Below are 24,425 nucleotides of genomic sequence, written 5' to 3' on the forward strand. Positions count from 1 at the left end.
TGATTTCATCTAAAATACTTTGATTTCATGCGGTCAAGCTTCCATAATAGATAATTCACATTCTTTAACGAATGACCATCTACGGCTACTAGCCATTGGTTATCATTCATCTGAAGCTGGTCGATATGGTGCATCCCATCTTTTCTCCAATCATTCTCAATATGGGAGCCGCTTAAAATACAGGAAACTTCTTCTTCTTCGTATTCAAACTCAGAGAGTTTATTGACTTTGAATATACGGACCGAATCTCCATAGTGTGGATAGTCAGCTTGTGTATATCTATATACGCTTCCATTTGCAACGACTAATCTTCCTCCTGGTCTGCTAATCATCATGTTATTTGACAAGAGCGGACTTTGAGGATGTTCGCGCCAAGAGCCCTTTAAATGATCGGAGTAAAACAGATGTAAATTCCCTTCATCCGTACCTGCAAATATCCACCATGTCCCATTCACATTCACAATAGAGGGATCCAAATACCTGCCGCTGAACAACTCACACTCCACTTCCCAATCATAAGGGAAATTTCGAGCTTTATATAACAGGACTCCATTCGCTTCCGCTGTCTCAGGCAACATATAATATTCATCCTGATAGGCAAACACTTGAGGATAGGATAAATGGTAATTTTCGCGAAGCACTAGACGTTTATAGTTCCACTCGGATCCATCGGAACTCGAAGCTAATCCAATTTCTCCTCGACCCGAAGCCTTATTTAGAACCTCGAAGAACATATAGAATGAAGCATCCTGTTGGATAATAAATGGATCCGCGACAAATTCTGCCGAAACGTCCGTTACATCGTTTGCGCGTAATGAGGGAGTGTTCAATTTGCTATTTGGAAGAGCTCCAGATACAAAGTCATCGGTGACGAACACGGTAATCGACCAATTGGATACAATAATCCCTTTCAGAAATAGCGAATATACATTTTTCAATTTCCTGAAGATTTTGAGGCTAATGGAAGGAACGATGAATAATTTCTTAACCTCCACGATCCCTCCTGCTGACAGGAACTGAATGATATGATTATGATGATGTGAAATATCTGAAATATTCATGTCGTCCTCAACACTTCTTCCTCTTCAATATAGCCGCACGGATTATTGGATTGCCAACGCCATGCATCGAGACACATCTCTTCAATGCCTTTCTCGGCGATCCATCCCAGCTCCCGTTCAGCTTTGGTCGGGTCCGAATAACTAATCCCGATGTCCCCAGGTCTTCGATCCGTTATCTGATACGGAATGCGTCTGCCAGTTACTCTTTCGAAAGCGGAAACCATTTCGACAACGCTATATCCCCGTCCTGTCCCAAGGTTGTAAGCTTCCACACCTGTGGATGCCATGACCTTCTCCACTGCCTTCAAGTGCCCACTCGCTAGATCCACAACATGAATATAGTCCCTTACACCTGTGCCATCCAGGGTCGGGTAGTCATTCCCATAAATCTGCAATTCCTTTAATCCCCCTACCGCCACCTGTGTGATAAAGGGCATCAGATTATTCGGTTTGCCGTTTGGATCTTCGCCTAACCTTCCGCTGCTATGGGCACCAATAGGGTTAAAATAACGCAGGATCGCGATGCTCCATATTGGATCTGAAACGTACATATCCTGCAAGATTTCTTCAATCATTAGCTTCGTTCGCCCATAGGCGTTCGCTGCACCAAGTGAAGAATCCTCGGAGATCGGTACGGATTCCGACATTCCATATACGGTTGCTGATGAACTGAATACGATTCTTTTCACCCCGTATTCTTGCATGAGTTCGCAAAGCACGAGCGTCCCCGTGATATTATTATGGTAGTAGCGAAGCGGTAAACGAACGGATTCGCCTACTGCTTTAAGCCCAGCGAAATGAATAACGGCTTCAATATTATTTTGCTGAAAGACAATTTCAAGATCCTGACGATCTAATAGATCAATCTGATGGAATTCGAAATCTTTTCCCGTTAATTCTTTTACCCGCCTTAAGGATTCCGAACTGCTGTTGCAAAGGTTATCCACAACGACTATTTCATATCCAGCATTCAATAACTCCACGCAGGTGTGACTTCCAATATAACCGGCTCCACCCGTTACGAGAACTGCCATCATTTGACCCCCAAACTGTTTATCAGAATCTCAAGTAATCACTTTTATAAATAATGTTTAAGGTAACCACGTTCTCGTAGTAAAAATAAATCAAATAAAAGCCTAGGATCGCGTAATAAATAAATTTCTGTTGTCTTTTCACGAATAAACTGATGACCCATGACATGAGAATGACATTATATAACCCGAAATATATGGTAAATCTTGCAAATATCCAATTTTGTGTAGCGACAGCCATAACAATAAAATTCAATAAAGACATATTTACGACATAATCGCCATGGGGAAATATCTCCCTAAGTTTGTGTCTTCCTAGATAAGCAAATATCAAAGGAACAGCCCCAACAGCTACCCTAATAATGTTAGCTCCGCCTTCTTGGAATTCCTTATACTCGCTATAGTGCGTGTCCGCGATAGCTGCGAAAATAGCATCCGATAATACGTTGTATCCTAGAATTATCATCACAGCTAAAATAATGAGAACGAAAGTAGATGACGTCCACGCTTTCCTTCTCACAATGAAATAAATGGGAATGAGGATTAAGGCGCTCTCGTGAAAGGTGGCTGCGAAGGCAACAACGAGAAAATACTTCTGCCAACTTCCAGCAAATAAATATTTGGTAGCAGCGAATACAATGGCCGAAGCTAAGAATTGCCTGACTCCATTCATCGATACAATGTAAAGTCCAGATGTTATGTATACATAGATGCTCACTTCAAACAATCTAGAATACTTGTATAAAACATAGACGATAAGAACATTGGTCACTAACGCCGTTATAAATATTAACAACTGAGGATCCTGAGTGAATGATTTCAATATCATTTGTAAGATGCCGAAGCCAATATCCTTCTCAACTTTAACTTCTGCCCAAGTAAAATCACTTAATGTGTAGGAATACATGTAAAAGAACGTATCCCCGATGTTATTGCGAAGCCCTGCTATCAATACGAATGTTGCCATCACGATTGCAGCCAGCCATTTATTGGGCTTATACCATACTGGTCCACCGCCGATTGTCACTGGTGTGGCCAAATGCCTAGAGAAGAAAGATGCGATATAGACGACAACCAGATTAACCCATAGTATGGCCATATTTGATTCCTTTCGAATACTTAAGAGATTCTTGTTTTTCTAATCACATACCAATAAAGCATGAGTCCTAGGGGAATAGCGAGAAATGTGAGGAGCTTGGCAGGTGTTTCCTGCATAAACCTACGATTACCTGATGTCATACTGCTGGACACATAGTGGATCGATTGCCTGAATTTAAAAAGTAAGCTGGCAAAAGGCAGTTTCATTAGCTCCTTACGGTAAAAGGCAAAGCCGTTCGGATTCTTGCGGTATTGTTTAAGCATGTTCATCGAGGAACCGTCCGGTAAATATTCCACGCAGCAAAGCACTTCATTCATGAGCAGCATTTCATACTGCTGATCCAGCATGTAGTACTTATAAGCTAAACCAACATACTTTTCATTTTCGAAAATAGGATAAGGATACTGTCTGGTTAATGCAGTTCGATAAACCAGCTTCTTATCACCGGTCACACGATGCTTACTATACAACTCAAAAAGTGTGGAGCTCTTGAGATCTTCCGGCAACTTTGAACCAATGATCTGGCCATCTGTAAAAGCATCAAGACCGATGATACCACTTACATCTTCGCTGCCATGCAGCTCCCAAAAAGAGATTATTTGTTCCACGGCGCCATCCGGCATATAGTCGTCAGAGTCAATACATACATTCAACTCCGTATCTATTAGTCTGTAAGCCGTATTATGAGCTCCATGCATCCCCTGATTATCCTGCCGATGATAACGGATATCGATCTCATCCTCTGCCATCCAGCCTGCTACCAATTCCCCCGTATCGTCTGTAGAGCCATCATCTATAATCAACCAAATAAAATCTCTGGATGTTTGCCGCTTCAAACTTTCGTAACAAACGTGAAGGCAATATGCTCTATTGTAAGTCGGTGTAAATACAGTAAGCTTCTTCATCATTCACCTCGATATGCCCAAATAAAAACCCTCTGTCCACGCCGCTGTATTCTTAATATCGTAACCCTTGTTTGATAAGGATAAAGCGGGGATCTGCCTTGGTGATTTCCTTGCGATCACACTCTTCATTCGCTCTACCCAAAGCAATTTGTCACTCAGCGATAACCGCTCTACCAAATGGATGCCCATATCCACTTCTTGAGTAATTTCATCGGAAATAAGACAAGGTAATCCTGCGCCCTGCGCCTCGATTAACGTAACGGGCAGTCCTTCATGTAAGGAGGGAAATACGAACATATCAAAAGCTTGTAGCAGTCTCGTAATGTCACTTCGAACGCCAAGAAATTTCACCTTACTTTGCAGCTGCAAAGCTTTCACTTTCTTCTCCATCTCTGGACGAAGCAGCCCATCCCCTGCCAAGACAAGCACCGTATCCGGCAGTTCTCGGTTCAACTGGGCGAAAATATCAAGGAGGAAGGAATGATTCTTCTGATGAGCGAATCGCCCCACATGTCCGACGACATAGCTCGCTGAGGGAATATTCAGCTCTCGCCTCACTTGCTCTCTAACCTCAGGTGAGAAGGCAAATTTATCACTCTCAATCCCATTCTTCAAAATCACGACGTTATTTTCCTTGTTTGCAAATAACCATTGGGCTGCTTTATTCGAACATGCCAAAAAGTGAGTTGCACAAGACGCTATAAATGTTCCAGCAACCCACTTATATATTTTGGCGGCAATACCGCCCTCACTGCTTGTATTATGACTGTGCGCAATCCGTATGGGTGCTCCCGCTTTTTTAGCGGAGCGCAATACGAAACCACTCATTTTGTCCATATGGGCGTGCACAATTTTGTAATTGGGATATGTCATAAAGAATTGATCCAAAGCCTGAATATATTTGGTATGACCAATATCCGATACATAGGGGATTCTGTGAATGGTTCCACCCATCTCCATAATCTCGGCATCATACGCACCTACTTTACTGGTTAGAAAGTCGAATTGAACCTTGGAACGATCCATATTCCGATATAAATTCATGAGGAGTGTTTCCGCTCCGCCTCGATTCATATTGACTACAACGTGTAGAATTCTTATTGGATCGCCCACATGCCCTCCACCTTTTCGCCCATATATAGGGAATATATCGTACTCTTCTCATTCAATACCTGCTGGGTGGCGTATTTTCTTTCAACCATTTCTCTACCCAACATTCCCTGCTTCACTCTTAATTGCTTATTGTGAGCTAACAACTTGATCTTCTCTGCCATTGCCGCTTGATCATTAGGCGCTGTAATCCAACCGTTCTGGTCACTATGAACCAGTTCTCTGTGGCCTCTGTTCTCACTAGCAATGATGGGAAGTCCACAAGCCATAGCCTCCATGATATTCACCGGCAGCCCTTCACGAAGACTGGAAGCAACAGCAATGTCACACATCGGCAATAAGCGATCAATATCATTGCGAAAACCCAAGAAATCAACCTGATCCGCAATACCTATCTCCTTGGCTAGCTCTTGGCATTGTTTTTTCAGATGACCCTCACCAGCAAGCAGAAGTTTGACATTAGGAACGTCATCTTTGACCGAAGCTAGAGCTCGTAAAAGCAATTGTTGATTCTTATTCGTATTAAATTCAGCCGCATAGAATAGAAGGATATCATCAGGTTGATAACCGATTCCCTGCTTCAACTCACGCTTATCTGATTCTTGGACAGGTTTAAACCGTTCCGTATTCACACCTACGCCATGCACATACTCAATGCGACTTGCTCCGAATCGGCGATTTACGGCTAGTTGGTAGTCTTCCTCATTAATGGTTATCAAGCAATCCGTGAAATAAGAAAGAAATTTCTCAAGGGGATAGTAAACCAACCAATTAAGCACGGGTGCTCCTTGACAAAAATGAAACCCATGAGCAGTATATATGACCTTAGTCCCATTTCTTCGTGCATGCCTCGCTGCTAAACGAGCCAGTACGCCCCCCACCGGGGTATGGCAGTGGATAATATCATATTTATTTTCGTCAATCATTGACTTTAGCTCCGTATAAGCCTTTATGTTGGTTCGATGAAAAGGCGACCGTTGGATCGGAACGTTAAACTTCGCGTCGACATAAGGAAGGTCCATATTCCCGTTAGCGGCAACATGGACCTCCCAACCCTGCTCTTTAAACCATTTCATATAGGGCACATGAAAAGCTTTAAAGTGATAATCAACCGTGGCACATAGCAGCACTTTCTTAGGCATCTGCATCCCCTACTTAATTAATTCTCTCTCCAAGGTAGAAGAAAGGTATCTCAGTAATTCGTATCTTAAATCCTCACGCTGCAGTGCGTAATCAATCGTTGTCTGTATAAAACCTAACTTATCACCCACATCGAATCGCATGCCTTTAAATTCATAAGCGTACACCGATTCGAGATGATTCAATTCCGCGATGGCATCGGTAAGTTGAATTTCACCGCCAGCTCCCGGCTGTTGATTATTAAGAATGTCGAAAATCCTTGGTGTCAGGATATATCGACCCATAATCGCAAGATTAGACGGTGCTTCCTCTTTCTTGGGCTTCTCTACTAAATGATTGATGCTATATAAACGCTTCTCAATTTCAATTCCGTCGACAATTCCATACCTAGACACCTCTTCATCGGATACGTGCTTCACTCCAATGACGGAAGCATAGCGAGATTCATATTGATCCATCATCTGCTTCAGACAAGGCTTTTCTGCTCGAACGATATCATCACCTAACAACACAGCGAAGGGTTCATCCCCAATGAACTTGCGCGCACACCAGATGGCATGTCCCAGTCCCTTGGGTTCCTTCTGACGAATATAGTGAATATCTACTTTGGATGACTTCTGCACTTCAGTTAATAAGTCAAACTTTTGCTTTTCTAATAAATTTTGTTCAAGCTCAAAGGAAATATCGAAATGATCCTCAATGGCTCTTTTCCCTTTACCCGTCACAATAATAATATCTTCAATGCCTGACTCAACGGCTTCTTCAACGATATATTGAATGGTTGGTTTATCGACAATGGGCAGCATTTCTTTGGGCATGGCCTTGGTTGCAGGTAGAAATCTTGTCCCCAGACCAGCGGCTGGAATAATGGCTTTTCTTACTTTCATAGATGTCTTCTCCTTTTTAGCCAATTGAGACTAGTTTCTTCGGTAACGGAATAATATTGCTATTCCCTAAATTTACGAGATATTCCCTTAGGCTCTCTTTATCTAGAGAGGTGTAAATGGAAATCATCTCTTTAATTTCTTCCACATAAAGATCCGCGGTTTTACCTATGTAAATCTTTGGATAAACTTGCTGTTCGTTGATTTCGTCTGCTTTCAGCAGCTCTTCATAGAGCTTCTCACCCGGTCTCATACCGGTAAACTCAATCCCGATGTCCTCGAGCGAGTTGCCAGATAGCTTAATGAGATTTTTCGCCAGATCCACAATTTTCACGGGCTCTCCCATGTCTAGGATAAAGATTTCTCCGCCTTTCGCTAATGCTCCGGCTTGGATGACCAATCTGGATGCTTCAGGAATCGTCATAAAGTAGCGAATCATGTCGGGATGAGTGACTGAAACCGGCCCGCCTTTTTCAATTTGATGTTTAAACCTGGGAATGACACTGCCCCTGCTTCCTAGTACATTGCCGAAACGAACAGCAACGAATTTGGTATTGCTGCTTCTATCCATATCCTGAATAATCATCTCAGCCATTCTTTTGGTGGCACCCATGACGCTGGTCGGATTCACCGCTTTATCCGTTGATATCATGACGAATGTACCTACTTCGAACTTGCTGGCTGCTTTGGCAACGTTCATCGTACCGATGACATTGTTCTTTAGCGCTTCTTCCGGGTTTCGCTCCATGAGCGGTACATGTTTATGGGCAGCTGCGTGGTATACGACATCAGGCCGATGTCTGTTCATGATCGACATCATCTTCCAGGAGTCCTGAATATCGGCAATTTCCGTAATGAATTCAATCTCAGTATGTAAACAAATATCCTTTAATTCCATTTCGATCGAATAAATGCTGTTCTCCCCATGTCCTAAGAGAATCAGCTTTCGAGGAAGAAACTTCGTAATTTGTCGGCAAATTTCCGAACCAATGGAGCCTCCAGCCCCCGTTACCAGGACCACTTTGTCCGTGATAAATTCGGAAATACCTTCAATATCAAGTTCTATAGGTTCCCTACCCAATAAATCTTCCACCTGAACGTCTAAGAAGTGATTAACGGAAAGCTTGCCCGTTATTAGATCCTCTAGCTTAGGGAGTGTTTGGGTCTTAGCTGTCGTCTTCGCACATTCTTGGAATATGAAGTTAAGATCCTTTTTACCTAGAGAAGGAATAGCAATAATAATATTATCGATTTGCAGCTCTTTTACTGTCATCTCCATGCGATCAACGCCGCCAACAACGGGTATTCCCAAAATATCCAGGTTATGTATTCGTACGTTATCATCAATAAATGCAATAGGCTCTAGATCCGCGTCATTATTTTTAATCAATTGTCTGGCTACCATCATCCCTGCCGAACCGGCTCCAACGATTAACGTACGTTTTTTATTCACTTGTTTATGGATATAACGATTCCGAAGGAGTCGCCAACAGAATCGCGATCCACCTATTAGCATGATATGGAGCATCCAAGTGACTGCGAGTAAACGGAAGTAAATATCCTGCACAATAATTTGTTGAATGAACGCCACAGTAATAATAGAAAACGTTATTGCCTTAACAATAAATAATAATTCGTCGATATTCGCATGTTCCCAAGCTTTCTTATACAGCTTATACACAAACGAAAACACATGATGACTAATGAGTAACGTAATTGAACTAACGACTAAAGGCAGCGTTATGACGTTTAGATCTGCGCTCAATAAAAATCGGCTAAAAAAAATGGACGTTAATACAATGAAGGAGTCTATGAAGACTAATAGAGATAACCTTTGTCGGTATGACAAATAAATCCACCCTCTCACTAAAGTTCTTAAGTATAAGGCCTTTGGAGAAAGACCATATAATTAAATCCTTTAATATGTTCTAGGGCATCTAACCCTTCCTCGCACCACACTTTTGACGACTCGCGTCTAAGGTTGATTCAACCCACAGCATGGTCGAGTGCTTCCATTGATAACGGTAAGGAGGCATCACCGGTTAATCGTCCGTTATTAAGAACGATCATGTAAAAAAATTTGCTTATTCCTTTTTATTTCCATACAATCACTCTGTTGATAGTCTGATTGCTACAGCAAAAGAATATTCTCAATAAAGAACAAATTCACTTAACCTTATTTTAGTTCTTTATAGAGAACGTGTCAACACAGTTTTTAATTTCGTCTAAGTTGCCTACTCTTCTGTCTTATTAAATCAAAATAGGCCACACTCGGCTGTAAGGTGGCCTTTGAACTAGCATTCATCTAGCTTATTAATCCAAATGGTTTGAATTCCGCCAATACATCTACAAATTCCCAAATTACACTTCCATCAGTTGAAGTACCACTACTATGTGAAGGAGCCACTTTACCACTTTTGCCTGCTGTATTAGATTTATAAACTTTACCGTTCGAATATATGAATGTATTGATTACATATGAAGTATCCGGAGCCCACGGAGTATCTTCTGCAGTCCCAGCCGCTGTGGAGACCCATCCTACATAGCTACCTGAAACTGGATTGGAGTTGTATATGACCTGGCCTCGTCTATAACTTCCAGAAGTAGGTTGTGCTGTTAAGTTGTAATAGGGATCTACTAAACCGTCTATATAATTATTTATTTTTGTATGCTTTGGATGCTCTAGAATTTCTATTTTGGCCGTCCTAACAATATTATTGTTACATATAATTTCAGTTGCAGCAGATCTGGGATCGTTTGCATTTATTGCTTTCATCACTTTTTCAGACCTAAAGATATTTCCTTCTAGGATTAATGATTTACCGACAAACGAAGGCCACCAAAAATCGATCATAGTTCCAGCGTTTGTGGGATTGTAGTTAAAGGAATTATTAATAAACATCACTTCACCACCGACATCTCTAAAAAAGAAGGCCGTATTTTCTTTACTAACAAAAGTGCTATCATTTACGTTTAGTAAAGAAATCTTTTTATTTTGATCAAATGTGAATAACGTATAACCATCCCACTCAAAGGAGCAATTGTTAAATTGATACTCTGCTTGAGGATTGTTTATTGTAGAAATTGCTCCAGGATTTTTAAATTTGCAGCTTGAATAATTTCCGGGAGGCAAACCAGTTACAACATTTTGTTCATGTTTAGTATTTACAAATGAAACATTATTAAATAGCCATCCGTTCTTTGAAGTATTTGATACCCAAGTTAAGCCGCTGCCTTTAGGACCAGTGCCCTCAATCGTACAATTTGACAACGTCTGTGGTTCAGTAGAAAATGATATCGTTGAGCCTAAATTTGCGAATGAACTATTGTAATCACTGTCATTTGAAAAGCTGCAATTGTCCAATTGAACACAGTATGCTTTAGTTCTACTTATATTTAGAGGACTATTATGGAAAAAACAATTATTTACCAGAGCTTCTTTACTTCCTTGCGTTAGAATTATTTTGGAGCCATAAAAATGATTATTTGATATAATCACTTCTGCCGCAACTAGACCACCCATGTCCCTGAAATCATTTCCATGTATTAGTGCCTTATCCACGTTCTCATTGATTGCAAGTGTACCGCCTCTTACCGCATTATTGGTAATACTTATATGCCTTCCAGCTATCGCAATAATATTATAAGAAGCATTATCATGGATATTATTACTATCTATATAAATATATTGATTAAAATCATACATATCTTCAATATCGATTGCACCCTGTGGGGCTGTTCCTTTGATATGATGAATCTCGCACTCTTTAATGTAAACATACTTCGCACCATTAACACTTATTCCAAGTCTTCTACAATCATGTATATTACATTTTTCGATATATACCTGTTTAGCAAACTCTACAACTTTCAAGGTTATTGAACTTTGGCCAGCAGTAGGTACTGTATTCTGATGGATAATAAATTTTGCATAACTAGCGCCTAAAGGAACCTCTACTTCGTCAAAAAACTGTATATTCGTTTTAGCTGAATGGTATGTGTTATCATTATTGTAAAATACAAGGTCATACAGATTAGAGAGTATTCCAGTTCCTAATCCACCATAACTGCCGCCATACAGCCCGAAATAGCCCCACTTAGCAATATTAGCCTGATTCATATCTATTTTTAAAGTAGATCTAATTCTAGTTTCATCTACTACAAGCGAACCATCAGTCAGGTTAATTCCGCCCTTCTCAAATTTACCATCGAAATTATAACCTGGAATCTGGCCATATAAACTTTCTAGCGAAATACCGTCACCTGTACAATTAAAAATCTCTAGATTATCTATTAAAATGAACCTAATATTGGAGCCAATTATTGGGGTATTATCTACCCTAATACCATGTCCCCACTCATGGGTACTCGTTATCGTCGTATAGTCGTGTGCATTTCTATCGCCTTCAATTTTTCCATTGGTTATTCGACAGAATTGCTGATTTCTTTGAAGTAATATAATTGCGTAATTGGTCAAACCATTCGGCTTTATCTTTAACGTTGCGCCGTTGAGATTGAAGGTCATAAAACTTTGAGGTTCAATAGGGTTATTTTCATCTATCAAGTAGATTCCCTTTGGTAAAAGTGCTTCTGCATATCCCTGATCAAATGCAAACTTTAGTGCATCATTTATCCCCTTACTTGTTTTTATCGCATCCGTTCCATCATTCTTTATACCCCACCGAACTAACTCAATCATGTAAGCACTTCCTACATCCGCCATCTTGCAAACACCTCCCTAATAGAAAGATATTCACTAGATAGCCAGAATGATACCAAATCTTAATATTTGGTCATATGCACATGTATTTAAGAACTGAAATTACAACAAAATTTTAAAATCCATTTTATGACTTCTTTCGATAAATTTCCATTTTTTTGGTGTACAATAGTACAAGTATTTAAATAACTTCACAAGGATGGTAAGAAAATGACTAAAAAGGCAATAATAGCACTACTATTTTTCATGCTTTCTTTTCAAACTTTAATTGTTGAAGCTGTTTCCCCAGGAGACTCTACGCAAACAATAGGGCCCAGAACTTACAACTTAGAACTTTCCCGTTGGAATGTATATAATGACGGAACACATCCAATTGAAACGACCAATGGAATAAACAAAGCATTACAGTGGTCGAGCGAACAGGGATATCAAATCTTTAAAGTACCCACTGGCAAATATCTAATTAGTAAAGGAAATAAACCTAATGATCCACAAGCACAAATTAACATGGTTAGTAATATGACTTTCTTACTTGATGATTTAGCAATTATCCAAAAAGAAACGAATGGATATGAGAATTATCGAACCTTATATGTTGGCTATGGAGTAAATAATGCAACAATAAAAGGCGGTACGTATCAAGGAGATCGAGAAACTCATACTTATAGTCGGAAAGACACTGTTGGCAGTGCAGGAACCCATGAGTTTGGAAGCGGAATATCCGCGGAAGGCGCGTACAATTTAACTATAGACGGAGTTAAGACAATTAATTTCACAGGTGATGGAATTACCATCGCTGGTTCGATCGTTGGAATCTCAGGCACCTACGGGAAAGACTATATTTATGGAGATATTGACGGTTCAGGCAAATTTATTAATTCGACATCAAAGATTAGACCTAAAATCGCAATGGACTTCACAAATCCCAACTATAAGGGGAGAAAGTATTTTGCTTTTGAGCAACCGCAAGGTGTCATGAGCAATAACTACGATGTCTTTTTCTATAATAGCGCTGGAACGTATTTATCTTCAGTTAAACAAGTCAGATTCGGAATTGATCTAGTTCAAATCCCGCAAGATGCTAAGAGCTTTTATCCTGTTTTTAGTTCTAATAGCATTGCTAAATTTTTTGTTAAATTGTTTAGCAACGATGTTTCTAGAAATGTAACGATCAAGAATTCAGAGTTAGCGTTTAATAGAAGGCAAGGAATTTCACTTGTTGGTGTCGATGGCATTGAAATTAGTAACAATAAAATTCATGACATCAAAGGTACTGCACCACAGTATGGAATTGATTCAGAGGCTGGAGGCTTTTTCCCCAACAATAACCTTACTATTATTAATAATCACTTTTATAACAATAAAGGGGGAGACATTGTATTTGCTGATGGAGATACAGCTTCAATAAGCAATAATCTATTTGAGAGCGAAAAAGGAGTATACATTTATAAGGCCTTTCCAAATACCGTCATTAAAAATAACACTTTTAATAATGGTGGACTTACAATGGGCGGTACGGGAACTGCGGATTTAAACAAATTTAGTAACGCCGAAGTTAATCTAAACGCTACAAGCAATACATTAACAAATGCTACTTTCATTAATAGTAATTTAAACTTAAATAATACGGATCCCTTTGGATCAAAAGTAGAGAATATAACAATGACCAATACGGATTCATCCGTATTCACTTCTCTAAATGTTGGTAATCATCCCGTTCATCTTTCGAATATTACCATACAAGGATCAACAAAGCTTTCAACGTTAGGCGGGAAAGGAACCGCTCAAAGCATCTATGATAATGTCTACGTCCAAGATTATAATGCATACAATGGTACTACACTTCCAGCTGGTACTTATAATAATTGCAAATTTTCGTCCACAACTAAAGAGTCTGTTGGTTTAAGTATTAATCAATCAGGTAAATATGCTTTCAACAATTGTTCTTTTAATGCTTTAGGTAAGATATTTACAATGAATAGTTTGTATGGGGTACCTGATATCACTTTTAACAATTCTAATTTTAATATTTCCAAAGATGTTGGTTACGCGGCTGCAATTTATGTACAAGGAGCAAACCAGTTATCGATTCTAAACAGCACGTTTACTGCTAAAAATCTTACTCTTAATAATACGCCTTATATCAAAATAGGATCATTGGGTGGCGCAACGAAACCAACTCAAGTCAAATCCTTTACATTCAGGAATAGCACAATAATAACGAATAAAGCTCTACACGGAATAAACTCAATGGATGCAGGAACAGGAGCACCAGCCTATACGATTTCCAACAATATTTTTCAAGTTGCAAAGTTAATTTTAAAAACAAACGACATTAAAAATAAAAATGAAGAGTTGTCTCAGTAATAAAAATCCCCCGCCAGCCAATACAGCCAGTGGGGGATTACTTCTAGTTACCTATACAATTTGTTCATTTATCTCGTTTAATCGATTGCTATTTGAAGTCATCTTTTTCTTAGTTGTCAGTATTTTACCCAATAAAATAGATGGCTTCTCAATTAAGTAATACATGATTCCAGCTAAAACAAAGGAAGCGAAGAACGATAAAACTAGTATTAACCAAATTGGAAATTTCCCGTAAAATACATTAATCAAGGTTAAAAAGGCTGGCAAATGAAAGAGATAAAGGCTATACGATGTCTTACCTACAAAATGTATCGGCTTGAAAAGCAGCAGCCTTCTAATAATTGCTGTATTAATGCTATAGACAATGAAGACAGAACTCCCAACAGCTATTGCCCAATCGTTAATAATTGTAAGATGGGCATAAACAACATTGGGTAAGAACCACCACGAATACGTATAACAAAGGATGGCTGCAAGCAGTATGGTTAACTTTACCATTTTTGATAATTTAGTATATAGACTCTTTAGATAGTCTCTATGCTTAGCTAATAAAGCACCCAGGATGAAAAATCCAATATAGTGTAAGGTAATCAGATAGGTTGGATTTACATGTAAAACATTAAAAACAAAATACCAAATTAAAAAATAAAGGACTGTGCAAGCCAGACCTATCATTATACTTTTTTTCCAACTGAGCTTTATCAAAAAATACATCAAGAATGGAAAAATAATAGATATTCTCATCTCGTGAATGAGAGACCATACAACAGGATTATAATTTTGACTTTGGAAGTCACCCAAAAAGATCATATGACTTATTAATGATTCAATTGAAAAAGGACTAGCCCATGTATTATTAATCGCTTTATCTAACCCTACTAATGGCATACGGGAAAACATACTCATTAGGACAATGGAAAGCAATATTGATGCTAAATACGGAAGATAAATTCGGCATATCCGTTTTATCAAATAATCTTTGTACTTAGGCGTCTTATCTTTGTAATAGGATAACGAAAGCACAAACCCACTAAGCACAAAAAATAAAATTACTGCCTCGTGCCCACTCCAAAAAACATGAAACGGAGTGTTCTTAAGCTTCTCAAGTAGGTAAGCGCTAGGAATGGCAAGGAATAAATGAGAAATTAATACAGACGATGAAGCTAATCCTCTTAAAGAATCTAATTCATCAAATCGGTTATTCACATAATACCTCCATGAGAAATGGATTTATTAGCCATTATAAATTAATTAAATTCCTTTTCAATTCCATTATTAAAATGAGGCTTTGATCTTATGAATAGATTACTTGTTAGAGTCTTGCCTAATTGGATGGATGGCCTTTCTATCAGATGATACATGCCAACCGAGATAGCTAAACTAACAAATAATGTAAGAAGGAAAACACACCACAATGGAAGTATATTGTGCAAGCTGTAAACGGCTGTAAATAAAACTACAACATGTATCAAATAAAGGCTGTATGATATTTTACCTAAATAGTTAATCAGATAATTCATTAGCAATCTAGAAAAAAGACTTGAGTTAAGGGCAAATATGATTATAATAACGGCTCCGCCTGTTACTGCCCAAGAGTCAATAACCGTTCTGTAAAATGGTGATATCTGTGGATATAAAAACCGCTTAATTCCAAAAGAAGGATGTATGAATAAATAGGTAATAAGACCACTTACGAATAATATGATCTTAAACGTTTTAGTAAGAAGAGAAAATTTATTTGCAATAGGTATTCTGTATTTAGCAAGTAGTGCGCCTACAATAAACATGGCAGTGTAATTAAGTGTAGCTACAAGTTCTGTCCCAGTGTTAGAGGGTTTCGATAGCTGATAGACGATAATTCCTATTATGCTAAATAATAGACTTAGCGCTAACCCTTTTTTCCAGTCCAGTCTGACTATTACTAACATTAATAATGGGAAAATGATTGAAATTCTCATTTCGTGTAGTAGAGACCATATAACAGGGTCTAGATTACTAAGGAATGTACCCATTAATAGGGCATGATCCTTAAGAACTTCCATGTTTATTGGAGATACCCAATAGGAATTGAACCATTCACTGTATCCTTTTAATTGCCCTTTATAAAATAATTCTCTACAACCAATTACAACGATTACCGTAAATAAGTATGGCAAATATATTCGACAAATCCTTTTTACTATAAAAGATAAATAACTTGACTGTTTATTATTAAAATATGGCAATGACAAAACAAACCCACTTAACACAAAGAATAATACGACAGATTCTCCACCAGAGATTAATAAACGAAACGGGCTGTACTCAAAGATGATTTTTGAAAACTTATTTCCCGGTACCATCAGATACATATGTAAAAATAAAACGAAAATTGCAGCAAGACCTCTCAATGAATCAAGCTCTTCCAAACGATTTTTCATTAAACACCTCAATTTAAATTTTTTTGCACCGTATTAACGCTCCAACCTATTGCCTATAGGTTCCAGAGAAACAGACTTCCTCACGCTTTTATTTTTCTGTCCGAGTAATAAGGATGAGATAGGAGTCCTTTTAATAAGTTCAACGCACCAGTATGAGACAGTTAGAGTTAGAAGTGTGCTTAGTATTATAAAAAATAGATTTGAGAAGAAAACCGATGACAACATAAAAATAACCTTTATAACAGCCACATGAATGAGATAAATACCAAAGGAATTTCGATATAGGGATGTTATTGATTTCAGTTTATATGTCATTCCCAATTTTACGAGTAGTGCCAAAGATGTAAGAGAATAGATCATGACAGTTACTCTAAAATAGCCCATTAATTCCATTTGTTTATTTATTACAAAGCCTATATAAGCATCAGCAATTAATGCGATTGCAGAAATTACATAAATAGTAACAAAGAAAGCTGTTGACTTTGATTGTACAAATTCAAGTAATTTCGGATAATATTGTGCCGCGCATACGCCTAAACAGAAGTAACCCATCCAAACAACAAAGGTAGATTGCAAGATTGAGCTCGCGGATCCAACTAAATCCTTGCTGAATACTTCCCCCACTAATAAAGCTTGATATCCAACATACATTAAAATGTTTATAAGCAAGATACTGATTACTATTTTCTTACTACCAACAAGTTTCATTATCAATGGCAAGAGGACAAACATCTGAAACAGAAGGGGGATATAATAAAGCTGGTAGAAGGGGCCATTACCTGTTAGAAAAATCATAATGATGCCTTTATAATTACTGGAGAAAGATAGGAACAAGAATAAGCCCAAACTAGTCCAAGCTAGGTAAGGAACAATTAAATCCTTTATTTTTCCTTTGATTAATTGCGAATAACTATTCTTCTTATAACTGTGAAAAGCTAACACGCCAGAAACAAATAAAAATGCCGGCACACAAAACCGGCTCAATTGATTCAATATAATACTAGAAAGAAATGTGAATTGATCTGGCAACATCTTCGTCAATGTAATACTAGTCACATGGATAACAATAACCGCGATTACAGCTATAGCTCTGACAAAATCTAATTCTGGAAATCTGTTATTGCCCTGTACCATTGTCGTCATGGCATTCACCCCCGATATTGAAATTAAAAATCAATTATAAATCTTTTTGTTTTAAGCGCACTGTAACCAATCGCATTTTAGATTTTCCAATCAGATTACCGAGCAAATTTCTAAAATAAGCGAATTCCTCGTTTTTCCTAAAAATGATGTAATAAATAACATTTATCAGAATGATATTGATGATACAGTTCCCCGATAAGGCATATATACTTTTGATATCTTTCAACGGTATTGTTGCCAAATAAGTGATTGTTAAAGGAATGAATCCGATTAGAAGGTATTTTATATACATTTTAAAATACTCCACTAAACTGACTTTAAAAATATACTTATAAACCATTTTTGGTTTCACCCAAAATATAACAGTCACATTACTTAATAAAGTTCCTAAAAGCACACCAGGCAACCCTATTAAATTAACAAAGACAATGGATGTACTTAAATTGATAGCTGCCTCAACCAGTGGGGCATACCGATCTTGGACATAGATCCCTCCCCCTTCTTTAAAACGTTCAACAGAACCGCGCATTAAAAAGAAATAGAAATTTATGACTAGCAAGATAATAGTCAACGGATCAAGTAACTGGCTATCACCTAACCATAACCGTACGAATTGTTCAATCGTATTCAGTAGTGAAATGGCTGCAAAGGAAACTAGCCAGAAACTTAAGAAGAACAGCCTCTTATGGACTCTATAAGCCGAACCTTTATCTCCCTCTACCAATAAATTACCAACGCTAGCTGAGACGCCTGAAAGCGAGCTGGAAATCAAACCTTGAGCTGCGCCTAGGATCATACTATAACTGTTAAATATGCCTACAACCGTTAAATTAATAAAAGCAGAAATAACTACATTACCAGTCCCTAACACTAAAATGCCGCCAATCTTATGCATAAACAATGCTTTGACATTTTTAATTAACGAAATTCTTTCCTCGGTGTTTATTCTCCCCACTGTCTTCTTAATCCAAGGATATTTTTTGTCTATGTATAAATTCATAAATAAAAAATAGAGTACACTAACCACAATTTGAACAATTAAAAATACATATAAACTTGGATAAAGTTTCAACATTGATAACTGTAGAATAGACACTAATAATTTGCTGGCCGTAGTTCCTATAGATACTTTATAACCTTCTTGTGCCACATTTAAAATGCAAATTTTATACGAAAAAAAGTAACTAATCAGTGTATTTATCAAAAATAATAGAAAATATAGCTGTGCATCCAGTAAGTTAATTTGGTCTTTTATAAAAAGCTGCAAAAAGAAAGTCATGATTATGCCAAGAGCAAAAATGATAAACCCAACGTTGTTATAAAATTTGGAATAAAAGTTCAAATAACCCTTGACCTTTACTTGATCATTTTCTGCAAAGGGCTTATATAAGGAATATATAATAGCACTCCCTATACCAAGTTCCACTATGGAGAGTAATCCTATAATATTGGTATATAACGAGGTTAAGCCTAGCAATTCATTACCCAGTGAATCTAGGAAAGCTTTTCTAACAATGAATGATGGTAAAAGCCCTAGCATGAAGGTTAATAAATTTACGATAACGTTTATACTTGCCTTTCGAACTCTCATTATTAGCTCACCATCTTTGATTATGACTCGATCATAGCGTACACTTTATTAATTTCTTCTTCTGTTCCTATATTTTCCTTACCTAAATTTTCACGAATATGTTCCCTTAAGCTGCTGTCCCCCAATATTTTGCTTATTCCCACATGCAAATCTTCAGAATTCATATTGACAATTATGCCATTTTCACCATCCTTTATTTGATCGTGGATGACAGTGAAGTTTGTTGCAATTACAGGTTTTTGTAAAATTCTAGCTTCAGCAATTGCTAAGCCAAACCCTTCAAATCTGGACGGCTGAACATAAATGTCGCATTGTTTTAAATATACATAGGGGTTATGAAAGGTCCCTAATAGTATAAATGTGTCTTCTAATTTATATTTCTTAATCATCGTTTCAAGCTTTTCCTTTAACTGCCCCTCACCGATTACATACCATTTATGCTTAAAACCCTGAGTTTTCAATTTAAAACAGGCTTCAATTGCCATATCGTAGCCTTTTGCATCTACCAACCTACCAATAGTTAAAATTCTTACGCCATCGCATTCATCCGTGAACCCGCCTTGCTGATTAGCCATCGATTTAATTAAACTTGGTGAAATAATGTCATAAACAACATTTGTTTTTTCCTTAGCAATAGGCATTTCTTGAATGAATACTTCTTTGTTAAGCTCAGAAACAGCAATGACGTTATCAAATTGTTCATAGTAGGCGATGTCAAAGCTCTTATTATAGGGCGCTACTTTATAATCAGTATTGACCCAACAGAACTTTTTATCTGCAATAACTTTCTCTGCAACAAAGTAGGTGGGAGTTCCTTGACTATATGCAATTGCTACATCATATTTTTCAGTTATCATGTCGATTCCTTTTGACGTCCAACTCCAACTAATTTGTGCGCCATGCATGTTTCTGATTTTATATGGATTTCTCAGCGATAAGGACCCTCTAAATCTTAAGTACAAATCTTTATATTTTTTGTTGATGATTAAATTTTTTACGCCACCAGCTTGCCTTTGTATAAAGGTTGGCACATCTAGCACTGTAACTTCTTTAGGAAGTAAGGGGAGATATAGCCCACCTTGTGAAAACATAAGTAAATCTACTTTATATTTCTCATAGTCAAATAACGAAAGTAATGAAAGTAAGCTTTTTTCGGCTCCCCCGCTAGACAAGGAATCAATCACAAAGATTATTTTTTTCATACAGGAGTCCTCTCGCTTTATTTCTGAATGGAAAGTACATCTTGTAAATATTTTTTTGAAAATCTAATTTTTTCGTCCAATAGCTTCTTACTTTCTCCATAATCAATTTCTGTAAGTAATTGTTCTAAGTTGTAGTTTTCATCTACTAGTCTGTCTTTTAGCTGAAGATCATCTAATAGATCTCTCATTCTTGTGTTTATTGCTTCTTCCCTGTTCACAATAACGAACGACCGCTCATAGAGAACAGAAAACACAGCTGCATGAAACGAATTCGATATGACAAATTGTGCATCTCTAACGAGGGATACAAAGGTTTCGGGTCCATCTAGTGTAAAATACTTATCCGCGTATTTGAGCTTACCAGAATGAATCGAGTAAATTTTATAACCTTTTTCTTCCGCCATTTCCAAAGCTATTTTCTTTATTAGTCTACTGTTATCGAAATCGTATATTAATATGTATTTATCTTGGAACTCCTCTTTACAAATTTGATTCCAATCATTTTTATCTAATAAGAGCACGGGATCCACGACATGATTAGCTTTATTGATATTCAGCTTATTTAAGATTTCAACACCACTTTTTTCTCTCACCCCAACCGCATCTAATTTCTCAACTCTTTGTTTCACAACCGGTTGATACTCAGCAGAAATGGTGTCCGTAGCAAAGCTTGCCGCATAGGAGGCCTTTATTTTTTCATCTGGGACGAAGTCCAAGTAGAACGCAGGGTCCTTGCCATTCTTATGTAAACAATTCCAAATTTGGTCACTGCCGCATAGATAAGCATCCGCGTAAGGAATGTCGTTCTTTAAATCCTCATTTGACTTATATCTTATATCTGTTATTTGTAAGAATTCAGTTTTGAATTTATCGAATGCTCTTTTCCTAGGGCGTTCACGTAATCTTTTTGGTATTTTTAATGTTAAATAGAGGTACTTTGTTAGCACATTCTTTTCCCATTTAGGGTTATCAATACTCCATAGATTATAATGATTACTTAAATAATCAGGTTTATAATCAATAATTTCTGCGTCATGACCGCAATTTTTTAGATATTTCATTAATCCATAAGCCTGCAGCGAAGCACCATGATTATATACATCATGACAAGTAATTGTACAAACCTTCATACGGTCACTTCCTTCAAGACATAGCTCTGTTCAGGTACATTCACCATGTTGTATAGTTTATTTAATTCATAGGTGTTACTGTAATCTGTCTGCAAGCAGTTATTGGCTAAGCTATTTCTTAGAGCAGTATCCGAATATAATCGTTCTATCTCTTCTGCTATTTCTTCGATACTTAACCCACAAATTACGCCGCTAACACCATCCTCTATCTGACTACCCGCCGTCGGGTAATTCGTTATTATTATAGGCTTCCCTAAGATCTGCGCTTCAGTTACTGTCACTGCTTTGCCCTCATACCTAGACGGTTGAACGTATAAATCGCAATTCTTAATATATGGATATGGGTTTATTTTCTTCCCCAAAAGTACAAAGCTGTCCTCTAGTTGATTCTCTGCGATTAGCTTTCTTAGTTCGCCTTCATATCCACCATATCCAACAATGAACCACTTGATTTGGGTAAGTCCCTTATCATGTAAAAGCCTTAATGCTTTTACCGCCATATCAAAACCTTTCACGTAAGACAATCTACCAACCGATACAATATGGAAGGCACCCTGAACACTCTCGTTAATTTGTGATGGATCATCGGCCATTTTTTTTATAAATATAGGAGAAGTTATGTTCTCAATTAGTTTAATTTTATCTACAAGAGAGGGGTAAGTCTTTATGAATGCCTCTGTGCATGCATCTGAAATAGAAGCAATTGCATCGAACTTGCTCCATACAGCTAGGTCTATCTTATTGTCTATTTCTAATTCGCTGTAGTCTGTATGGATCCAGGCGATCTTCTTAGCTGCTTCAACCTTATTCGCCACAATATCGTGAGGCCACGCATAACTGATGGCTAAATCATAATTATTCTTTAATTTTGGTAGCACGTATGATGTATATTTAAGATCAAGCTGCATTTGAATATAGCCAGAGCCCTCTTTTAGAAGTCTAACTCTAGCTTTCATGCCTGCGATTGCTTTGCTAAGTAATCTAATAATTAAAGCCGAGAAATGTCCTTCTTTAAAGCAACGGATCATTGATTTTCTAAAAACTGTGTAGTTAGGTATTTGCGGTAGAAGATTTACTTTATCCGGTATTAAACTCAAGAAATCCCCTGAGTGACTACAAATGAATAAATCCACGTCATATCTATCATAATCAAAGCTCTCCAGCATGTTGATTAGGCTTCTTTCAATACCGCCAATCTCCATATCGTAAACAGTTATCAAGATTTTATTTTTATGCATATTGAATATAGCTCTTTTCCCTTTTATTTAAGAATAAAGTATTCGCAGGAACATTTCCCTTCACAACACTTCCTGCTGCGATAACAGCGTTATCCCCGATGAACGTATCCCTTAAAATAACAACATTAGAGCCAATCCACACATTTTCACCTATAATGACCTCTCCCTTAATAAGGTGATCATCTGTTGCATTTTTGAAATTGTGATCATGGTCATTGATACTTACATTCGGGGCTATTTTGGTGTATTTTCCAATAGAAATCTTATGTACACAATTAATGTTACAGTTATCATTTATAAACACTTTATCGCCAACATGGAGCTTGCCGTAATGATCGACTCTAATGCTCGCATTTTTCCTGATAAATACAAACTTCCCAATATGGATTTTGGCATGCTTACTAAATGCTTCTATTCTGCTGTTTGCTTGAAGAGAGAATATCGAGGATTCAATGTTCTTAAGATAAAAAAGTTTATTCATATACGCTCTTAGGATACCTATTACGTGTGAAATATTCATCATTACGGTATAATAAATTCCCCTTCCGCGGCTTTCAGCAATAAGCGTCGTCATAACTTTTCTCAATAAATTCATCTCAATAACCCTCTTAATCTAGCAATATTATGTCCACCAATAATCCTAGCAAGAAACAACTTCATCCGCCCCTTCCATCTGGCCTTAGGCGGCAACCAGCTCTTATAAAAATGGTGCATAGCATACGTATTTTCTGTCCTAAATGTTCGACAGTTAATATAATCGTAAGGCGAGAAATACGTTTGCGGATAAAAGGTTCCAACACCTTCTATGTCTTGATAGCTGCCATCGGGAGTAACCCCCCAATCGCTTAGTATCTTCGTTATCATCGCGACATTCGTTAGCGAATCAAAAGTCCCATCCGCAAAGATGAAGCTCTTGGTATGATAAGAATCCATAAATACTCGGATCAGCTTATTTTCTTTCGCGGCTCCAATCGTACTTGTCGCGATGAAGTTCTCTTGTTCAAATCCCCAGAATGATTCGTGATGCAGCAGATCGTCAAAGGATTTGAACACTTCCACATCGGTGTCTAAGTAAATACCGCCATAGTGATAAAGCGCGTACACTCTCGCATAATCGCTGACGAACGCAAATTTGCCAGCTTCGTACGCTTCTTTTACATATACATTACTGCTGGTGTCAAAGTTGTTTTCATTCCACTCTATGAATTGATAGCCGGTTAGATGGTTACGCCAGCTTGCTATACATCGCTTCACGATATCGGGCTTTTCTTTCCCGCCAAACCAGCAATAATGAATGATTCTAGGAATTGTCATTTCTTGTCTCCTCGTTACAATTTCTTTATAAAGAACAATGGTTGAAGTTCTCAGCATATATTTTAGACCT

Annotated in this window: 19 protein-coding genes; 1 reads left to right on the forward strand and 18 read right to left on the reverse strand. The window is 37.7% G+C overall.

The annotated features are described in order from the left end of the window. Positions 1-5: 5 nt before the first annotated feature. From NYR53_RS29230 to NYR53_RS29270, 9 genes are all read right to left on the reverse strand, one after another. Complete coding sequence (locus NYR53_RS29230; protein ID WP_261302565.1) at positions 6-1,061, reverse strand: glucosamine inositolphosphorylceramide transferase family protein; 1,056 nt, start codon at positions 1,059-1,061, stop codon at positions 6-8. After that, the gene (galE, locus tag NYR53_RS29235; RefSeq protein WP_261302566.1) at positions 1,058-2,095 is read right to left on the reverse strand and encodes a UDP-glucose 4-epimerase GalE; all 1,038 of its coding nucleotides are present in this window, start codon (positions 2,093-2,095) and stop codon (positions 1,058-1,060) included. Before galE ends, NYR53_RS29230 begins: the two co-directional genes overlap by 4 nt. A 22-nt stretch (positions 2,096-2,117) precedes the next feature. Then, positions 2,118-3,191, reverse strand: a complete 1,074-nt coding sequence (locus NYR53_RS29240) for an EpsG family protein (RefSeq protein WP_261302567.1) — start codon at positions 3,189-3,191, stop codon at positions 2,118-2,120. A gap of 20 nt (positions 3,192-3,211) precedes the next feature. Further along, the gene (locus NYR53_RS29245) at positions 3,212-4,096 is read right to left on the reverse strand and encodes a glycosyltransferase family 2 protein (protein WP_261306566.1); all 885 of its coding nucleotides are present in this window, start codon (positions 4,094-4,096) and stop codon (positions 3,212-3,214) included. Positions 4,097-4,099: 3 nt separating this feature from the next. After that, positions 4,100-5,209, reverse strand: coding sequence for a glycosyltransferase family 1 protein (locus tag NYR53_RS29250; protein ID WP_261302568.1), 1,110 nt, complete (start codon positions 5,207-5,209; stop codon positions 4,100-4,102). After that, positions 5,194-6,348 carry a glycosyltransferase family 4 protein gene (locus NYR53_RS29255; protein WP_261302569.1) on the reverse strand — a complete coding sequence of 385 codons (1,155 nt, stop codon included), beginning with the start codon at positions 6,346-6,348 and terminating at the stop codon, positions 5,194-5,196. The genes NYR53_RS29250 and NYR53_RS29255 overlap by 16 nt, the downstream gene beginning before the upstream one ends. Positions 6,349-6,357: 9 nt before the next feature. Then, on the reverse strand, positions 6,358-7,233 hold the full coding sequence (gene galU / locus NYR53_RS29260) for a UTP--glucose-1-phosphate uridylyltransferase GalU (RefSeq protein ID WP_261302570.1): 876 nt from the start codon (positions 7,231-7,233) through the stop codon (positions 6,358-6,360). Positions 7,234-7,249: 16 nt separating this feature from the next. Continuing rightward, positions 7,250-9,079, reverse strand: coding sequence for a polysaccharide biosynthesis protein (locus NYR53_RS29265; RefSeq protein WP_261302571.1), 1,830 nt, complete (start codon positions 9,077-9,079; stop codon positions 7,250-7,252). Between the two features lie 456 nt (positions 9,080-9,535). Continuing rightward, a complete protein-coding gene (locus tag NYR53_RS29270) occupies positions 9,536-11,953 on the reverse strand; it encodes a right-handed parallel beta-helix repeat-containing protein (protein ID WP_261302572.1) in 2,418 nt (805 codons plus the stop codon). 207 nt (positions 11,954-12,160) lie between these two features. Here NYR53_RS29270 and NYR53_RS29275 point away from each other — a divergent pair, with 207 nt between their 5' ends. Beyond that, positions 12,161-14,317, forward strand: a complete 2,157-nt coding sequence (locus NYR53_RS29275) for a right-handed parallel beta-helix repeat-containing protein (protein ID WP_261302573.1) — start codon at positions 12,161-12,163, stop codon at positions 14,315-14,317. 51 nt (positions 14,318-14,368) lie between these two features. Here NYR53_RS29275 and NYR53_RS29280 read toward each other — a convergent pair whose 3' ends face one another. From NYR53_RS29280 to NYR53_RS29320, 9 genes are read right to left on the reverse strand one after another with little or no spacing between them, the layout of a single operon-like run. Further along, on the reverse strand, positions 14,369-15,523 hold the full coding sequence (locus tag NYR53_RS29280; protein WP_261302574.1) for an acyltransferase family protein: 1,155 nt from the start codon (positions 15,521-15,523) through the stop codon (positions 14,369-14,371). A 41-nt stretch (positions 15,524-15,564) separates the two neighbouring features. Continuing rightward, entirely contained in the window at positions 15,565-16,737 is a 1,173-nt protein-coding gene (locus NYR53_RS29285) for an acyltransferase family protein (RefSeq protein ID WP_261302575.1), read from the reverse strand. A 33-nt stretch (positions 16,738-16,770) separates the two neighbouring features. Beyond that, on the reverse strand, positions 16,771-17,880 hold the full coding sequence (locus tag NYR53_RS29290) for an acyltransferase (RefSeq protein WP_261302576.1): 1,110 nt from the start codon (positions 17,878-17,880) through the stop codon (positions 16,771-16,773). 34 nt (positions 17,881-17,914) lie between these two features. Next, the gene (locus NYR53_RS29295) at positions 17,915-19,471 is read right to left on the reverse strand and encodes a lipopolysaccharide biosynthesis protein (protein ID WP_261302577.1); all 1,557 of its coding nucleotides are present in this window, start codon (positions 19,469-19,471) and stop codon (positions 17,915-17,917) included. Between the two features lie 20 nt (positions 19,472-19,491). Then, the gene (locus NYR53_RS29300; RefSeq protein WP_261302578.1) at positions 19,492-20,673 is read right to left on the reverse strand and encodes a glycosyltransferase; all 1,182 of its coding nucleotides are present in this window, start codon (positions 20,671-20,673) and stop codon (positions 19,492-19,494) included. 17 nt (positions 20,674-20,690) lie between these two features. Continuing rightward, entirely contained in the window at positions 20,691-21,803 is a 1,113-nt protein-coding gene (locus tag NYR53_RS29305; RefSeq protein ID WP_261302579.1) for a polysaccharide pyruvyl transferase family protein, read from the reverse strand. Next, the gene (locus tag NYR53_RS29310) at positions 21,800-23,041 is read right to left on the reverse strand and encodes a glycosyltransferase (RefSeq protein ID WP_261302580.1); all 1,242 of its coding nucleotides are present in this window, start codon (positions 23,039-23,041) and stop codon (positions 21,800-21,802) included. The genes NYR53_RS29305 and NYR53_RS29310 overlap by 4 nt, the downstream gene beginning before the upstream one ends. Then, positions 23,034-23,636, reverse strand: a complete 603-nt coding sequence (locus tag NYR53_RS29315) for an acyltransferase (protein WP_261302581.1) — start codon at positions 23,634-23,636, stop codon at positions 23,034-23,036. The genes NYR53_RS29310 and NYR53_RS29315 overlap by 8 nt, the downstream gene beginning before the upstream one ends. After that, positions 23,633-24,412: a glycosyltransferase family 32 protein gene (locus NYR53_RS29320; RefSeq protein ID WP_261302582.1), complete on the reverse strand. Its 780-nt coding sequence runs from the start codon at positions 24,410-24,412 to the stop codon at positions 23,633-23,635. The genes NYR53_RS29315 and NYR53_RS29320 overlap by 4 nt, the downstream gene beginning before the upstream one ends. Positions 24,413-24,425 lie beyond the last annotated feature (13 nt).

Source organism: Paenibacillus andongensis, from assembly GCF_025369935.1.
GTDB classification, from domain to species: domain Bacteria; phylum Bacillota; class Bacilli; order Paenibacillales; family NBRC-103111; genus Paenibacillus_E; species Paenibacillus_E andongensis.

What these genes read in the sequence shown, in the direction of transcription:
- NYR53_RS29315 (WP_261302581.1), bottom strand. Translation starts at nt 23,636, where the DNA reads ATGAATTTATTGAGAAAAGTTATGACGACGCTTATTGCTGAAAGCCGC.
- NYR53_RS29310 (WP_261302580.1), bottom strand. Translation starts at nt 23,041, where the DNA reads ATGCATAAAAATAAAATCTTGATAACTGTTTACGATATGGAGATTGGC.
- galE (WP_261302566.1), bottom strand. Translation starts at nt 2,095, where the DNA reads ATGGCAGTTCTCGTAACGGGTGGAGCCGGTTATATTGGAAGTCACACC.
- NYR53_RS29295 (WP_261302577.1), bottom strand. Translation starts at nt 19,471, where the DNA reads ATGAGAGTTCGAAAGGCAAGTATAAACGTTATCGTAAATTTATTAACC.
- galU (WP_261302570.1), bottom strand. Translation starts at nt 7,233, where the DNA reads ATGAAAGTAAGAAAAGCCATTATTCCAGCCGCTGGTCTGGGGACAAGA.
- NYR53_RS29275 (WP_261302573.1), top strand. Translation starts at nt 12,161, where the DNA reads ATGACTAAAAAGGCAATAATAGCACTACTATTTTTCATGCTTTCTTTT.
- NYR53_RS29255 (WP_261302569.1), bottom strand. Translation starts at nt 6,348, where the DNA reads ATGCCTAAGAAAGTGCTGCTATGTGCCACGGTTGATTATCACTTTAAA.
- NYR53_RS29240 (WP_261302567.1), bottom strand. Translation starts at nt 3,191, where the DNA reads ATGGCCATACTATGGGTTAATCTGGTTGTCGTCTATATCGCATCTTTC.
- NYR53_RS29245 (WP_261306566.1), bottom strand. Translation starts at nt 4,096, where the DNA reads ATGAAGAAGCTTACTGTATTTACACCGACTTACAATAGAGCATATTGC.
- NYR53_RS29320 (WP_261302582.1), bottom strand. Translation starts at nt 24,412, where the DNA reads ATGCTGAGAACTTCAACCATTGTTCTTTATAAAGAAATTGTAACGAGG.
- NYR53_RS29305 (WP_261302579.1), bottom strand. Translation starts at nt 21,803, where the DNA reads ATGAAGGTTTGTACAATTACTTGTCATGATGTATATAATCATGGTGCT.
- NYR53_RS29300 (WP_261302578.1), bottom strand. Translation starts at nt 20,673, where the DNA reads ATGAAAAAAATAATCTTTGTGATTGATTCCTTGTCTAGCGGGGGAGCC.
- NYR53_RS29230 (WP_261302565.1), bottom strand. Translation starts at nt 1,061, where the DNA reads ATGAATATTTCAGATATTTCACATCATCATAATCATATCATTCAGTTC.
- NYR53_RS29270 (WP_261302572.1), bottom strand. Translation starts at nt 11,953, where the DNA reads ATGGCGGATGTAGGAAGTGCTTACATGATTGAGTTAGTTCGGTGGGGT.
- NYR53_RS29285 (WP_261302575.1), bottom strand. Translation starts at nt 16,737, where the DNA reads ATGAAAAATCGTTTGGAAGAGCTTGATTCATTGAGAGGTCTTGCTGCA.
- NYR53_RS29290 (WP_261302576.1), bottom strand. Translation starts at nt 17,880, where the DNA reads ATGACGACAATGGTACAGGGCAATAACAGATTTCCAGAATTAGATTTT.